We start from the raw sequence: 14,637 nt of genomic DNA on the forward strand, positions 1-14,637 counted from the left end.
CCAGAACGACAGGGCGGCCACTCCTCGTAAGCCACCTGACGGGGCAGAAAACCATCAGCCACACCCCATCGCCCTGGGCATCCAGAACATCCCGTCCTGAACACCAACAATCTTATGGAGAACCATGAGAACCACTAGGTACGGCGCGGGGTTCGTCGCCCTCGCACTGGCGCTGACCGCGTGCGGCGGCGCGGGGGAGAGCGACGGCGGTGGCCAGCAGGCGGCCGACTCGGCCGTCGGCGTCACCAAGGACACCGTCACGATCGGCACCCACCAGCCGCTCACCGGGCCCGCCGCGCCCGGGTACTCCAAGATCTCCGTCGGCGCCCGCGCGGTGTACCAGGCGATCAACGACGGCGGCGGGATCAACGGCCGCAAGATCGACTACAAGGTCGAGGACGACGGGTACAACCCGACCAAGACCGTCGAGGTCGTCAAGAAGCTCGTGCTGCAGGACAAGGTGTTCGCGATCGTCGGCGGCCTGGGCACGCCGACGCACTCCAAGGTCGTCGACTACCTGAACTCCGAAGGCGTGCCGGACCTGCTGGTGTCCTCGGGCGCGCTGGCGTGGGACAACCCGCAGAAGGCGCCGATGACCTTCGGGTACCAGGTGGACTACACCCGCGAGGGCAAGATCCAGGGCAAGTACGTGAAGGACAACTTCGCCGGTAAGAAGATCGGCTACTTCACGCAGAACGACGACGTCGGCCGCGACACCCAGGCCGGGCTCGACCAGTTCGTCAAGGACCAGACGGTGGTCCGGCAGGGCTACGACAGCGCCAACACCGACGTCACGCCGCAGCTGTCGGCGCTCAAGGGCGCCGGCGCCGAGGTCGTCGTCTGCGAGTGCATCCCGGCGTTCACCGCACTCGCCATCCTGGCCGCGGCGAAGATCGGCTACCACCCGCAGTTCGTGGTCAGCAGCATCGGCGCGGACCCGGCGACGCTGTCCGGGCTGCTGCAGGACTTCGCCAAGCGCGGCGGGGCCAGCGTGTCGAGCGCGCAGCTGCTGGCCGGGCTGATCGGCACCGGCTACCTGCCCGACGTCGCGCAGACTTCGGACCCGTGGGTGGCCTACTTCAAGGGCATCCACGACAAGTACATCCCGAAGGAGCCGCTCACCAACACGCTGTTCTACGGGATGGTGCAGGCGTACACGTTCGGCCAGGCGCTGAAGGCCGCCGGGCCGGACCCGACGCGGCAGAAGATCGTCGAAGCGATGAGCTCGGGGGCGTTGAAGGGCCCGGGTCTCACGCCGTTCGGGTTCTCGAAGGACTCGCACTCCGGCTACACCGGGGCGTACGTGTTCAAGATCAACCCGGACACCACGACGACGGTGATCCAGCCACCGTCGGTCACCGACCGGGGCACCGGGGCGATCACGCCGTACACCGGTGAACGCGCCACTCCGGAGCAGGTGAATCTGCTGGGTAAGTGATGGGTGGGCCGGTCCGCAGCGCCGTGCGGACCGGCCCGTCCGCTCACCTAGGGTGGTGACATGAACGTGCGGGACAAGGTGGTGCGGGCGGCGGTGCGCCTGTTCGCCGAGAAGGGGTTCGAGGCGACCACGGTCCGTGAGATCGTCGAAGAGGCCGGCGTCACCAAAGGCGGGCTGTATCACTACTTCGAGTCGAAGGACGACCTGCTCTTCGAGATCTACACGGCGATGCTGCGGATGCAGACGCGGCGGATGGTGACGATCGCCGAGTCCGACCTGCCGCTGCCGGAGCGGCTGCACGCGATCGTCACCGACGTCGTCGTGACGAGCATCGCCGACCTCGACGCCGCGACCGTGTTCTTCCAGTCGTTCCCGCTGCTGGAGAAGTCCAAGCAGGTCCAGGTGCGGGCCGAGCGGCGCACGTACCACGAGCGCGTGCGGGACCTGGTCGCCGAGGGGCAGCGCACCGGGGTGTTCCGCGACGACGTGCCGGCCGACCTGGTGATCAACTACCACTACGGCGCCATCCACCGGCTCGGCATGTGGTACCACGCGGACGGTTCGCTCTCGGGCGAGCAGGTGGGCGAGCACTTCGCGAACCTGATGCTGCGCAGCCTCCGTCCTTAGTGGACGGACTATCGTGGGGTCATGCACATCGTCGCGGTCCTCGCGCTGGACCAGGTCGTCCCGTTCGACCTGGCGACGCCCATCGAGGTCTTCTCGCGGACGCTCCTGCGCGGCCGCCCCGCGTACGAGGTCCGGATCTGCGGTCCCGCGCCGGAGCTGGACGCGGGGATGTTCACGCTGCGGGCGCCGTTCGACCTCTCGGGGCTCGCCGACGCGGACACGATCATCGTGCCGGGCCGGGCGTCGAACCCGCCGTTGCCGCCTTCGGTGCACTCGGCGTTGCGTGCCGCGGCGGCGCGGGGCGCGCGGATCGCGTCGATCTGCTCGGGGGCGTTCGTGCTGGCCGAGACGGGGCTGCTCGACGGCCTGCGCGCGACGACCCACTGGGCGGCCGCGCCCGAGCTGGCCCGCCGGTTCCCGGCGGTCGACGTGGATCCGGACGTCCTGTATGTGGACAACGGCCAGTTCCTGAGCTCGGCGGGCGCGGCGGCGGGCCTGGACCTGTGCCTGCACCTGATCCGCCGCGACCACGGCTCGGCGGTGGCGGCCGACGCGGCCCGGCTGTCGGTGATGCCGCTGGAGCGCGAGGGCGGCCAGGCGCAGTTCATCGTCCACGACCGGCCGCCGGCGCCGCGCGGCTCGGAGCTGGAGCCGGTGCTGACGTGGCTCGAGGCGAACTGCGCGGCTGAGCTGACGCTGGCGGAGATCGCGGCGCGGGTGGGGATGAGCACGCGGACGTTGAACCGCCGCTTCCGCGAGCAGACGGGGACAACGCCGTTGCAGTGGCTGCTGCGGGCCCGGGTCCGGCGGGCCCAGCACCTGCTGGAGGCGACGGGCGATCCGGTGGACCGCATCGCCGGCGACGTCGGGTTCGGGTCGCCGACGGCGTTTCGCGAGCGGTTCAAGCGGATCGTCGGGACGAGCCCCCAGGCCTACCGCGCCAGTTTCCGCTCTGCCGCAGCTGTCGTGAGTGTTTAGGGCGGTTCTAACCGCCCTAAACACTCACGACAAGCCGCGGCAGACCCGGTAAGGTCGGGGGCATGTCGAGCCCCGAAGCGTCCAGGGCGGGGCTGCCGGTCATCCCGGCGGCCCGGTAACCCTCTGCTCTTCCCCGGCTGCCCGGGTGACCACGAAGTGTCCTCACACCTTCGTGCTCCCTGGAGTCCTCGTTGTTGTACTTCCTCGCCCTGGCGGTGTTCGCCATGGGCACGTCCGAATTCATGCTCGCCGGGCTGGTGCCCGCCGTCGCCGCCGCGCTCGACGTCTCACTCGCGCAGGCGGGCTACCTGACCAGCGCGTTCGCTGTCGGGATGGTGGTGGGCGCGCCGCTGATGGCGGCGCTCGCGCGGAGGTGGCCGCCGCGGACCGCGTTGCTCGGGTTCTTGGTGGTGTTCGTCGCCGCGCACATCCTCGGCGCGGTGACGACGTCGTTCGCCGTCCTGCTGGGGACGCGGGTGGTCGCGGCCGTCGCCAACGCCGGGTTCCTCGCCGTCGCGATTACCGTGGCGACCCGGTTCGGGCCGCCGGGACGGGCGCTCGCCGTGCTGCTCGGCGGGACCACCGTGGCGTGCATCGCCGGCGTCCCCGGTGGGGCGCTGCTCGACGCCGCGTTCGGCTGGCGCTCGGCCTTCTGGGTTGTCGCCGCGTTGTGCGTGCCCGCGTTCGCCGCGGTGTGGCGGATTCCCGACACCCCGGCCGGCGGTGTGTCCGGCCTGCGGGCCGAGTTCCGCGAACTCCGCCCGCTCGCGCCGGTGCTGCTCCGGGCCGCGCTGGTCAACGCCGCCACCTTCGGCGTTTTCACCTATCTGGCGCCGCTGAGCGAGGGCCTCGCGCCGGCGCCGGTGGTGCTCGCCGCGTTCGGCCTCGGGTGTTTCGCCGGGGTCACCGCGGCGGGACGGCTCGCGGACCGGTGGCCCGGCCGGGTCCTCGCCGTGGGTGGCTCGCTGCTGCTCGCGGGCTGGATCGTGCTGGCCCTGGTCCCCGCGGCGCTCGTAGTGCTCGCGTTCACGCAGGGCGCGTTGTCGTTCGCGGTCGGTGGCACGCTGATCACGCGGATCCTGAGCCGAGCCACCGGCGCGCCGACGATGGCGGGGTCGTACGCGACCGCCGCCCTCAACGTCGGGGCGGCGGCCGGGCCCGTGCTCGCCGGGGTGGCGCTCGGGACGGTGGGTCCGTACTGGGTCGCCGCGGCGCTGGTCACTGCCGCCGGCGTCGGACGTAGTGCACGACCAGCAGGATCAGGGCCACGGTCGCGATCGCGCCGGCCGTGATCCGGAACGGGTCCGCCATCCCCGTGAAGGAGCCGACGGCGTTGACCCCCGCGCTGACGACGAGCAGCGGCCAGAGGACGGCGGGGGCGGCGGAGCGGGTGACTGCGGTGGTGTTTTCCATGCCACGAACACTAGGAAAACGCGGCTGACCGAACGATCCCGCCGGCACCCGGAACCGGGGTAGCGCCAGCGCTACCCCGCGTCCCGGCCGAGGTAGGCAAGCACCGCCAGCACCCGGCGGTGCCCGCCGCCTTCGTCCGAGGGCAGGCCGAGCTTCGCGAAGATGTTGCGGATGTGCTTGAGCACCGCGCCGTCGCTGACCACCAGCAGCTCCGCGATCGTGCCGTTGTTGTAGCCCTCGGCCATCAACGCCAGCACCTCACGCTCCCGTGCCGTCAGCGCGGCCAGCGGATCGGCGGCGCGCCGGCGGGACATCAGCTGGCCGATCACCTCGGGGTCCATCGCCGTGCCGCCCTTGGCGACGCGCTGGAGGGCGTCGAGGAACCGCTCGACCTTGCCGACGCGCTCCTTGAGCAGGTAGCCGACCCCGCCGACACCGTCGGCGAGCAGCTCCACCGCGTAGCTCGTCTCGACGTGCGCGGACAGCACCAGCACCGGCAGCGCCGGGTGGATCTCGCGGGCGCGCACCGCCGCGCGCAGGCCCTCGTCGCGGTGGGTCGGGGGCATCCGGACGTCCATCACGACCGCGTCCGGCCGGTCGCCCTCGACGAACGCCAGGAAGTCCTCGGCGTTGTCGAACGTGGCGGCCACCTCGATGCCCGCCGTCTTCAGCAGCAGCCCGAGGCCTTCGCGCAGCAACGCGTCGTCCTCGGCGATCACGACCCGCATGGCAGCTCCACTCGCAGCTCGGTCGGCCCACCGGGTGGGCTGGTCAGGGTGAGGGTTCCGTCGAAGGCTTCCGCGCGGCGCCGGATCCCGGCCAGGCCGCTGCCGCGCGACTCGTCCGCGCCGCCGCGGCCGTCGTCACGGATCTGCAGGCGCAGCAACGAAACCGTGCCGCCCAGGACGATGTCCACCTGGGACGCGTCGGCGTGCTTGGTGACGTTGGCCAGCACCTCGGCGACGACGAAGTACGCGGCGGCTTCGACGGCGGCCGGGCGGCCCGTCTCGTACTCGACGGTGACCGCGGTCGGCACCGGCGTGCGCTCGGCGAGCGCGCGCACCGCCCCGGCCAGGCCGCGCTCGCTCAGCAGCGGCGGGTAGATGCTGCGCACCACCGTCCGCAGCTCGGCCAGCGCGTCGGTCGCCGTGTCCTGCGCCTTGACCAGCAGGTCGCGCACCGTGTCCGGGTCGCGGTCGTAGAGCTGGCCGGCGATGCCCAGCTGCAGCACGACCGCCGCGATCCGGGCCTGGGTGCCGTCGTGGAGGTCACGCTCGATGCGGCGCAGCTCGGCGCCGTGCGCCTCCAGCGCGGCCGCCCGGGTCGCGGTCAGCTTTGCGACGCGGTCGGCGAGGACGGTGCCGGGCCCGGGTGCGAGGAACCGCTGCGCGGTGCGGGCCTGCCAGCGCGCCACCCGCGGGAACAGCAGCGCCACCGCGGCCATGGCGACGCCGCTGAGGACGCACAGCGCGGCCGTCGGCCACGAGTTGACGACGATCCCGAGGGACCCTTCGATGCCGCCGGGCACCGCGGGCCAGATGATCGCCGTGACGACCTGCTGGACCGCGCCCAGCGGCAGGCCGATGGCCAGGCAGCCGATGAAGAGGCCGGTCGCCGCGTGGATCGCGAGCCACGCGAGGTCGCGCCGCGTCGCCGGGTCCTTCAGCGGGGAGCCGTCCCGGTACGGCTCGGGGATCGCTTCGTCGAGCAGGCGCGCGGCCCGGCGGCGGTCGACGTTCACCGGCCACCGCGACAGCCGGATCGCCGGGGCCAGCGACGGGATGCCGACGCCGAACGGGCACAGCAGGAGCACGGCGAAGAGCCCGGCGAGGGCGAAGATCGACAGCATCGAGGTGCCGGCGCCGACGACGAGGTAACGAGCCGCCGACCAGCACTTCCGCAGGCGGGTCGTCACGGCGACAGTGTCCCACCCCACCGCCGTGGTGGTGCTGGCGCTACCCCGGATCCACCTCCCCGCAGGATCGAAGTCCCGGCCGCGCCGCCCTAGTTTTCTTGCCAGGGAGCGAAAGGGAGCACGATGACTACAGCGTATGCGCTGGAACTGGCCGGGGTGCGGAAGGTGTACGGCTCCGGCGACGGCGCGGTCACCGCGCTGGACGGCGTGTCGGCGGGCGTGGCGCGGGGGACGTTCACCGCGGTGATGGGCCCGTCCGGCTCGGGCAAGAGCACCTTCCTGCACTGCGCGGCCGGCCTCGACCGGCCGACGTCGGGGCGGGTGCTGCTCGGCGGCACCGAGATCGGCAAGCTGAAGGAGAACGAGCTGACGCGGCTGCGGCGCACCCGCGTCGGGTTCGTCTTCCAGGCCTACAACCTGCTGCCATCGCTGAACGTGCTGCAGAACATCACGCTGCCGATGCGGCTGGCCGGCACCAAGGCGGACCCGCAGTGGCTGCGGCAGGTCGTCGACGGCGTCGGCATCGCGAACCGGCTGGAACACCGGCCGGCCGAGCTGTCCGGCGGGCAGCAGCAGCGCGTCGCGATCGCGCGGGCGCTGATCGCCCGGCCCGACGTCGTGCTGGCCGACGAGCCGACCGGCGCGCTCGACACCCGCACCGCCCGTCAGGTGCTCGACCTGCTGCGCGCCGTCGTCGAGGGCATGGGGCAGACGGTGCTGATGGTGACCCACGACCCGGTCGCGGCCTCGGCCGCGCACGGCGTGCTCTTCCTGGCCGACGGCAAGCTCGCCGGTCACCTCCCGCACCCCACCCCCGAGCGGGTGGCGGAGCGGATGACGCACCTCGGGGAGTGGTGAGCGTGCTGGACCTCGCGTGGCAGACGATCCGGACGCGGCTCGGCGGGTTCGCCGGCGCGTTCATCGCGATCCTGTGCGGCACCGCCCTGGTGGCGGGCTGCGGTGTCCTCATGGAGTCCGGCCTGCGAGCCGGCGTCCCCACCCAGCGCTACGCCGCCGCGGCCGTCGTCGTCGGCGGCGCCCAGACCGTCCGGCCGCCCGGCGCCGACGCGCTGACGTTCGAGCAGGTCGGCGAACAGCCTTCGGTCCCGGCGGCGCTGGCCGGCCGGATCGCCGCGGTGCCCGGCGTGCACGCGGCGATCGCCGAGCAGAGCTTCCCCGCGCAGGTCGCCGGGGGCCCGCCGGCACTGGGCCACAACTGGGACGCGGCCGCGCTGGCGCCGTTCACGCTGACCGCCGGCGCTGCGCCCGCGGCCGCCGACGACGTCGTGCTCGACGCCGACCTGGCGCGGCAGGCGAAGGTGGGCGTCGGCGGACAGGTGCGGATCACCACGCGCGCGGCACCGACGACGTTCCGCGTCAGCGGCATCGTGAACGCGCTTTCGCGGCAGACGACGGTGTTCTTCACCCCGGCGCGGGCCACGGAACTGGCCGGGCGGCCCGGCCAGGCGCACGCGATCGGCGTCCTCGCCGACCCCGGCGTGGCGCCGGAGACGCTCGCCGAGCGGGTGCGCGCCGTCGCCCCGGGCACCGAAGTGACCACCGGCGTCGAGCGCAGCACCGTCGAGTTTCTCGACGTCAGCCAGACGCGGCTGCTGTTGCTGGCGATCGCCGGCTCGTTCGGCGGGTTCGCCTTGCTGGTGGCGGTCTTCGTCGTGGCGAGCACCCTGGCGCTGACGATCAACCAGCGTCGCCGCGAGTTCGCGCTGCTGCGCGCGGTCGCGGCGACACCCAAGCAGATCCGCAAGCTCATCGGCACCGAGACGACGTTGGTCGCGCTCGCCGCCGGGGTGCTCGGTGGCGCGCTGGGCGTGGCGGTGGCGTCCGGGCTGCGGGACGCCTTCGCCGCGATCGGCGTGATCCCGGCGGACTTCGGGCTGGCGATCAGCCCGCTCCCGCCGATCGCCGCGGTGCTGCTCGGGCTGGGCGCGGCCCGGCTGGCGGCGTGGGCGGCGTCGCGGCGGCCGTCGTCGATCCGGCCGGTCGAAGCGCTCGGCGAAGCCGCGGTCGAACGCCGCGAGCTCGGCCGGGTCCGGCTGCTCACGGGCTGGGGCCTGGTGCTGGTCGGCTTCGGCGGCGCGCTGGTCCCGCTGTTCCTGCACGGCGACATCGCGACCGCGGTTTCGACGATGTCGACGCTGGTCGTTGTCATCGGGCTGGCCGTGGTGGGCCCGCGGGTGACCGGCGCGCTGGTGCGGGTGCTCGCGCCGGTGCTCGGCCGGGTCTGGCGGATCAGCGGGTACCTGGCCGGGGCGAACGCGCAGGCCGGCACCCGGCGGCTGGCCGCGGCGGTGACCCCGATCATGCTGGCGGTCGCGTTCGCGCTGGCGACGTTCTACAGCCAGACCTCGAGCACGGCGGCCACGGCGGAGGAGACAGCACGCTCGACGACGGCCGACTACGTCCTGTCCGGTCCGGCCGGGGTGTCGCCGGAGGTCGCGGCGGCGGTCGAGCGGGTGCCGGGCGTCGCCGCGGCGACCCCGGTGGTGCGGACCTCGGTGCTCACGGTGTCGTCGATGGGCGACAGCGTGGACGTCCAGCGGAAACCCGCGCAGGGCCTGGACAAGGTCCGCGGGGTGCTGGAGCTGGGTGTCGACCAGGGGCGGCTCGAGGACCTTTCGGGTGACACGGTGGCGTTGAGCCGTTCGGAAGCCGACTGGCTGGACAAGAAGATCGGCGACGAAGTGTCGTTCTACTTCGGCGACGGCGTCCCGGCGAAGCTGCGGCTGGTGGCGACCTACACCCGCGACAAGGCGTTCGGCGACTTCGTGCTGCCGATCGGGCTGGCCCGCGCGCACGACGGCGGCCGGCTCGACGACTCGGTGCTGGTCCGGCGGGCCGTCGACGCCGACCCCGCGGCGGTGGCCGCGGCGCTGCGCGAGCTGCCCGGGGTGACGGTGGCCCCGGCGGCGTCGATGGCCGCGCCTGAGGGTGGCGAGCGGCAGGCGCAGTTCTACCTGAACCTGGTCGCGGTCGGCGTGATCGTCGCGTACCTGGCGATTTCGGTGGCGAACACGCTGGTGCTGACGACGGCGCAGCGGACACGGGAGTTCGCGCTGCTGCGGCTGGTCGGCACGACCCGGCGCCAGGTGACCCGCATGATGCGGCTCGAGGCGCTCACCACGGTCGGGATCGCGGTGGTGCTGGGCACGCTGGTGGCGTTGGTGCCGCTGGGGTTGCTGAACGTGGGCCTGCGCGGGAACCCGCTGCCGTCGGGCCCCTGGAGTGTCTACTTCGGAATCATCGGCGGCGCGGCACTGCTGGGCATGATGGCGATCGGCGTGTCGACGTCGGTGGCGCTGCGGGCCCGCCCGGTGGAGGCGATCGGCCTGCGGGAGTGAGGAGTCCGGGCGCCGTCCCCCTCGGCCGGCGCCCGGACGGCTTCAGGCGGTCTTCGTCACGATGGCGAGGACGGTCAGCAGGAGCGGCAGCACGGCGAGGACCACGCAGCCGGTCTTCGCCGGTGCGGCACGCGGCAGCAGCCAGTCCGGCGGCGGCTTGCGGTACCAGGGTTCGGCCCGCTGCCAGTCACCGAGCTTCTCGGAGTAGAGCCGGCCGAGGAAGAAGGCGGCCTGCGCGTGCCCGGCCTCGGCGGCCTTCCGGTACCACCGGGCGGCTTCCTCGAGGTTCCCGAGGCCGGTGCCGGGTTCCCGCGCCTCCTTCATGGCCCGCAGCTCGCCTTCGACGGCCAGCCCCAGCCGCGCGGTAGAGCCGTTCGATTTCGGGCAGATCCTCGACGGAGCCCCAGAACTCCAGCTGGTGCCCGGCGGCGAACAGCTCCTCGGCGGTCATGCTCGCCGACGTTAGGGGGCAGCGATGAAATCCGGATGAAACCGGAGCTCAGCAGGTCAGCGCGACCAGGACGAGGACGGCGAGCAGCGCGAGGACGGCATAGCCGGCCCTGAGGTTCGGTTGCCGCCGGACCGGCCCGTGCGGCCCGGCGGCGAGCCGGTCCCGGGCGTCGCTGTTACCCGCGCGGGCGGCCCGCCGGTACCAGGGCTCGGCTTTGGCCCAGTCCCCGAGCTTCTCGGAGTAGAGCCGGCCGAGGAAGAAGGCGGCGTCGCTGTGCCCGGCCTTGGCGGCCTTTTCGTACCACTCAAGGGCTTCGGCGAGATCCCCGACGGCTTGCGCGGCCGAGTGCCCTTCGAATTCGGCGCGGGTACGCCCTTCGAGAAGCAACCCGAGCCGCCCCATGGCGGCGGCGGACCCCCGCGCGGCGGCCCGCCGGTAGAGCCGTTCGATCTCGGGCAGATCGTCGACGGAGCTGCCTCGCTCCAGTCGGAACGCGTCGCGATACAGCTCGTCGGCGATCATGGGGCGGACGGTAGGCAGGGGCGATGAAATCGCGGTGAAACATCAGTTCAGGGGCTCGATGTCCTTGTCCCGCCCGGGAACCCCTGCCGTACTCCCGAAACTTTCCGAAAGTTATTGCCCCACCACCGATCCCGATCACATGCTTTCCCCATCCTGGCCAGCCTCGACGAGGAGGAAGCATGCTCACCAAGATCAGGGTGTTCGCCGGTGGGGCCGCGCTCGCGCTCATCGCCTCGCTTGTCCCCGGGGTCGCGCGGGCCGACACCGTCATCACCACCAGCCAGACCGGGAACAACGGCGGGTACTACTACTCCTTCTGGACCGACGGCGGCGGCTCGGTCCAGATGACGCTCGGCTCCGGCGGGAACTACCGGATGAACTGGAGCAACGTCGGCAACTTCGTCGGCGGCAAGGGGTGGAGCAACGGCAGCCGGCGGACCGTCAGCTACTCCGGCAGCTTCAACCCCTCCGGCAACGGCTACCTCGCCCTCTACGGCTGGACGTCGAACCCGCTGGTCGAGTACTACATCGTCGACAACTGGGGCACCTACCGGCCGACCGGGACCTACAAGGGCACCGTGACCAGTGACGGTGGCACCTACGACATCTACCAGACCACTCGCTACAACGCGCCGTCCGTCGAGGGGACCAAGACCTTCAACCAGTACTGGTCCGTGCGGCAGCAGAAGCGGACCGGCGGCACCATCACCACCGGCAACCACTTCGACGCGTGGGCGCGCTACGGCATGCGGCTCGGCAGCTTCAACTACTACATGATCCTTGCCACCGAGGGTTACCAGAGCAGCGGCAACTCGAACCTCACGGTGGGCTGAAGCATGAAGAAATGGATCTTCGGCGCGGCACTGCTGGCGTTCAGCGCGGCCACCGCTGTCACCCCGGCGCACGCCGCGGCCTGCTCCGGCTACGTCGGGCTCACCTTCGACGACGGGCCGTCGAACGCGCACACCCCGGCGTTGCTGAACGCGTTGCGGCAGAACGGCTTGCGCGCCACCATGTTCAACGAGGGCCAGTACGCGGCCGCGTACCCGGCGCAGGTCCGGGCCCAGGTGAGCGCGGGGATGTGGGTCGGCAACCACAGCTACACCCACCCGCACCTGACCCAGCAGAGCCAGTCCCAGATGGACTCGGAGGTTTCCCGGACGCAGCAGGCGATCGCGGCGGCCGGCGGCGGCACCCCGCGGCTGTTCCGCCCGCCGTACGGCGAAACCAACGGGACGCTGCAGGCGGTCGAGGCGAAGTACGGGCTCCGCCAGATCATCTGGGACGTCGACTCGCAGGACTGGAACAACGCGAGCGTCGACGCGATCGTGCAGGCCAACGCCCGGCTCGGCAACGGCCAGATCATCCTGATGCACGAGTGGCCGGCCAACACGCTGGCCGCCGTCCCGCGGATCGCGCAGACACTGGCGAGCCGCGGGCTGTGCGCGGGGATGATCTCGCCGCAGACGGGCCGGGCGGTCGCCCCGGGCTAAGTGTTGTCGTACCACTCCAGGTGGACGGCGTCCGCCGAAGAAGTGGTCAGCTCGACGCAGATCATGTGGGTCACGGCGATCCCGGTGGTCCGGCAGAACCGCGGAGCACCGGTGATCGGCCCCGCCGGGGCGGGGGAGTAGCCCTGGGCCGCCAGGTGCTCGTGCCACCGCCGGTCGGCGTCGGCGCCGGTGGAGTTCAGGGCCCACCAGCACCCGCCCGACGCGCATTCCTCGTGCCGCGCGTTCTGCAGACCGGCGGGGCCGGGCAGCACCCCTTCGGCGCCGGGCGGCGCCTCCAGCCCCAGGAACCACACGCCGCCGGTCACCACGAACCCGGCGACGACCAGCAGGAACAACCGGACGAACCCGCGTCGCGCGCCGATCGCGCAGATGACCGCCGCGAGGGTGGTGTGGAGCCAGTACAGCTCGATCGGGGCCGGCACCCACGGCCCGGCGAGGCCCAGCGGCAGCACGAACCAGGCCAGCAACGCCACCAGCAGCGCCCCGACGATCAGCCCGGTCCGGCGGCTGGGCGCCAGCAGGCACCAGAACAACGTCGGGAGCAGGCCGAACAACGCGGCGAACGGGCTCTCGGCGAAGCAGGCCACGACCACCGCCGCCACCGCGAGCGCGCCGCGCCACCAGTGGGTCTTCACGCGCTCGGGAGTCAGCACCCGGTCATTGTCCCGGCCCGACCAGCGCCGCGACGCGGTCGGGGTCGGCGACGATGTCGACTTCCACGAACCGGCCGCCCCGCACGGTCGGGCAGAACACCGCCACCGGCCGCTCGGCGACCGTCGCCACCAGGCCCGCCTGACCGTTGACGACCACCGGCCGCGCGACCGCGCCGGCGCCGCGGGCGAACAGCAGCGCCTGGCTCGCGACGTCCCGCGCGCCGCGGACCAGCTTCGACGCCGTCCCGGCGTCGACCCGCAGCACGACGTCCGGGTCGAGCACCGCCACCAGGGCTTCGAAGTCCCCGGCCCGCGAGGCCGCCAGGAACGCGTCGACCACCTCGCGCTGGGCGGCCAGGCCGACGTCCGGGCGGGCGGCGCCACGCACGCGACGGCGGGCGCGGCTGGCCAGCTGGGTGGCGGCCGCCGGGGACTTGCCGACGATCGGCGCGATCTCCTCGAACGGCACGCCGAACAGGTCGTGCAGCACGAAGGCCAGCCGTTCGGGCGGCTTGAGCGTCTCCAACACGACCATGAGCGCGAGGCCCACCGAGTCGGCGAGCGCCGCCACCTCGGCGGGGTCCGTCACGACCGGGTCGGGCACGTGCGTTTCCAGCGGCTCTTCGCGGCGGGTCCGCCGCGACCGCAGCATGTCCAGGCAGATCCGGCCGACGACGGTGGTCAGCCAGCCGGCCAGGTTGGCGACGCCGCCGGCGCCGGCGCGGGCCAGCCGCAGCCACGCCTCCTGGACGGCGTCCTCGGCCTCGGCCGTCGAACCCAGCATGCGGTAGGCCACCGCGCGCAGGTGGCCGCGGTGCGTTTCGAACTCTTCGGCGAGGGCTTCTTCCACGGTTCCTCCGTCCCGTCACCGGGCTGACGAACGGGCAGACTCCGATGTGACAGGTCCACAGTGGACCTACCCGGCGAAGAGCGCGGGCCGCCGGTCGGCCAGGTACGGGCTGAACTCGCGGGCCTTCGGGATCTCGGCCAGGTCGATCGACGCGTAGCGCAGCTCTCCGGACCCGCTCAACACCCGCCCGTCCGGGCCGACGATCCGGCTGAGCCCGCAATACGTGAGCCCCGAGCCCTCGCCCGTCCAGTTGGCGTAGGCGATGAACAGCTGGTTCTCGAACGCGCGGGCCGGGACGAGACCGGTCGCCACGAACTCGCCCGGGGTCATCAACGCCGTCGGCACCACGAGCAGCTGCGTGCCCGCGACGGCGTGGGCACGCACCGCTTCGGGGAACTCGACGTCGTAACAAATCAGCATGCCCAGCGTGAGGCCGCCGAACTCCACCTGCTTCACGCCGTCTTCGCCCGGGGAGAACGCCGCGCGCTCCACCGGGCCGTACAGGTGGCTCTTGCGGTAGCGCAGCACCGTGCGGCCGGTCCGGTCCACCAGGCAGGCCGTGTTGTACACGCGGTCGCCGTCGGCTTCCGGGCCGCCGTGGACGATCGCGATGCCCGCCTCGGCCGCGATCGCCGAGACCGTCCCGGCCCACGGCCCGTCGGGCGGCTCGGCCAGGGCACGCAGGCGCTGGGCGTCGGTCAGGTAGCCCGTCGCCGACAGCTCCGGGGTGACGAGCAGGGCCGCGCCCGCCGCCGCGGCCCGCCGGGCGACCGCGCGCAGCCCGGCGGCCCCGGCGTCGTCCGGGGTGGCCTGCCAGCAGGCGATCTTCACCGGCCAAGCGTAAGCGCGGCGGCGAAAACCCGACAACCCCTACTCTGCCCCACCACGGGGGCTCCAGGCCCGGTGATGCGGCAGAC

16 protein-coding genes are annotated in these 14,637 nt (G+C 72.6%); 8 read left to right on the forward strand and 8 right to left on the reverse strand.

Translation table 11 applies throughout. The features are described 5' to 3' along the window. Nucleotides 1–124 precede the first annotated feature (124 nt). From M8542_RS47420 to M8542_RS47435, 4 genes are all read left to right on the forward strand, one after another. Nucleotides 125–1,438: an ABC transporter substrate-binding protein gene (locus tag M8542_RS47420; protein WP_257927012.1), complete on the forward strand. Its 1,314-nt coding sequence runs from the start codon at nucleotides 125–127 to the stop codon at nucleotides 1,436–1,438. Between the two features lie 60 nt (nucleotides 1,439–1,498). Then, nucleotides 1,499–2,065 (forward strand): TetR/AcrR family transcriptional regulator, encoded by a 567-nt coding sequence (locus tag M8542_RS47425; protein ID WP_257927013.1) that lies wholly within the window; start codon nucleotides 1,499–1,501, stop codon nucleotides 2,063–2,065. A gap of 21 nt (nucleotides 2,066–2,086) precedes the next feature. Continuing rightward, nucleotides 2,087–3,043 carry a GlxA family transcriptional regulator gene (locus M8542_RS47430; protein ID WP_257927014.1) on the forward strand — a complete coding sequence of 319 codons (957 nt, stop codon included), beginning with the start codon at nucleotides 2,087–2,089 and terminating at the stop codon, nucleotides 3,041–3,043. 191 nt (nucleotides 3,044–3,234) lie between these two features. Beyond that, nucleotides 3,235–4,335 carry an MFS transporter gene (locus M8542_RS47435; protein ID WP_257927015.1) on the forward strand — a complete coding sequence of 367 codons (1,101 nt, stop codon included), beginning with the start codon at nucleotides 3,235–3,237 and terminating at the stop codon, nucleotides 4,333–4,335. Here the strand turns inward: M8542_RS47435 and M8542_RS47440 are convergent. The 3 genes from M8542_RS47440 to M8542_RS47450 all read right to left on the reverse strand — a co-directional run bounded on the left by M8542_RS47440 (nucleotide 4,262) and on the right by M8542_RS47450 (nucleotide 6,371). Beyond that, nucleotides 4,262–4,456: a hypothetical protein gene (locus tag M8542_RS47440; RefSeq protein ID WP_257927016.1), complete on the reverse strand. Its 195-nt coding sequence runs from the start codon at nucleotides 4,454–4,456 to the stop codon at nucleotides 4,262–4,264. The genes M8542_RS47435 and M8542_RS47440 overlap by 74 nt on opposite strands. Nucleotides 4,457–4,527: 71 nt before the next feature. Next, nucleotides 4,528–5,184: a response regulator gene (locus M8542_RS47445; protein WP_257927017.1), complete on the reverse strand. Its 657-nt coding sequence runs from the start codon at nucleotides 5,182–5,184 to the stop codon at nucleotides 4,528–4,530. After that, nucleotides 5,172–6,371 (reverse strand): sensor histidine kinase, encoded by a 1,200-nt coding sequence (locus M8542_RS47450; protein ID WP_257927018.1) that lies wholly within the window; start codon nucleotides 6,369–6,371, stop codon nucleotides 5,172–5,174. The genes M8542_RS47445 and M8542_RS47450 overlap by 13 nt, the downstream gene beginning before the upstream one ends. A 123-nt stretch (nucleotides 6,372–6,494) precedes the next feature. Here M8542_RS47450 and M8542_RS47455 point away from each other — a divergent pair, with 123 nt between their 5' ends. Both M8542_RS47455 and M8542_RS47460 read left to right on the forward strand, forming a co-directional pair. Beyond that, nucleotides 6,495–7,229 carry an ABC transporter ATP-binding protein gene (locus M8542_RS47455; RefSeq protein ID WP_257927019.1) on the forward strand — a complete coding sequence of 245 codons (735 nt, stop codon included), beginning with the start codon at nucleotides 6,495–6,497 and terminating at the stop codon, nucleotides 7,227–7,229. Further along, entirely contained in the window at nucleotides 7,223–9,730 is a 2,508-nt protein-coding gene (locus M8542_RS47460; RefSeq protein WP_372508798.1) for an FtsX-like permease family protein, read from the forward strand. The genes M8542_RS47455 and M8542_RS47460 overlap by 7 nt, the downstream gene beginning before the upstream one ends. A gap of 42 nt (nucleotides 9,731–9,772) precedes the next feature. On the opposite strand, the gene M8542_RS47465 is transcribed toward M8542_RS47460, so the two are convergent. Further along, nucleotides 9,773–10,054 carry a hypothetical protein gene (locus M8542_RS47465; RefSeq protein WP_257927020.1) on the reverse strand — a complete coding sequence of 94 codons (282 nt, stop codon included), beginning with the start codon at nucleotides 10,052–10,054 and terminating at the stop codon, nucleotides 9,773–9,775. 175 nt (nucleotides 10,055–10,229) lie between these two features. Then, nucleotides 10,230–10,703, reverse strand: coding sequence for a tetratricopeptide repeat protein (locus M8542_RS47470; RefSeq protein ID WP_257927021.1), 474 nt, complete (start codon nucleotides 10,701–10,703; stop codon nucleotides 10,230–10,232). A gap of 179 nt (nucleotides 10,704–10,882) precedes the next feature. Here M8542_RS47470 and xynA point away from each other — a divergent pair, with 179 nt between their 5' ends. Then, entirely contained in the window at nucleotides 10,883–11,536 is a 654-nt protein-coding gene (gene xynA, locus M8542_RS47475; RefSeq protein WP_257927022.1) for an endo-1,4-beta-xylanase XynA, read from the forward strand. A gap of 3 nt (nucleotides 11,537–11,539) precedes the next feature. After that, nucleotides 11,540–12,196 (forward strand): polysaccharide deacetylase family protein, encoded by a 657-nt coding sequence (locus M8542_RS47480; protein ID WP_257927023.1) that lies wholly within the window; start codon nucleotides 11,540–11,542, stop codon nucleotides 12,194–12,196. Here M8542_RS47480 and M8542_RS47485 read toward each other — a convergent pair. The 3 genes from M8542_RS47485 to M8542_RS47495 all read right to left on the reverse strand — a co-directional run bounded on the left by M8542_RS47485 (nucleotide 12,193) and on the right by M8542_RS47495 (nucleotide 14,551). Further along, nucleotides 12,193–12,870, reverse strand: coding sequence for a hypothetical protein (locus M8542_RS47485; protein WP_257927024.1), 678 nt, complete (start codon nucleotides 12,868–12,870; stop codon nucleotides 12,193–12,195). The genes M8542_RS47480 and M8542_RS47485 overlap by 4 nt on opposite strands. A 4-nt stretch (nucleotides 12,871–12,874) precedes the next feature. Next, on the reverse strand, nucleotides 12,875–13,720 hold the full coding sequence (locus tag M8542_RS47490) for a sigma-70 family RNA polymerase sigma factor (RefSeq protein WP_257927025.1): 846 nt from the start codon (nucleotides 13,718–13,720) through the stop codon (nucleotides 12,875–12,877). A gap of 66 nt (nucleotides 13,721–13,786) precedes the next feature. Next, entirely contained in the window at nucleotides 13,787–14,551 is a 765-nt protein-coding gene (locus tag M8542_RS47495) for a carbon-nitrogen hydrolase family protein (protein WP_257927026.1), read from the reverse strand. Nucleotides 14,552–14,637: the final 86 nt, after the last annotated feature.

Source organism: Amycolatopsis iheyensis, from assembly GCF_024703995.1.
GTDB classification, from domain to species: domain Bacteria; phylum Actinomycetota; class Actinomycetes; order Mycobacteriales; family Pseudonocardiaceae; genus Amycolatopsis; species Amycolatopsis iheyensis.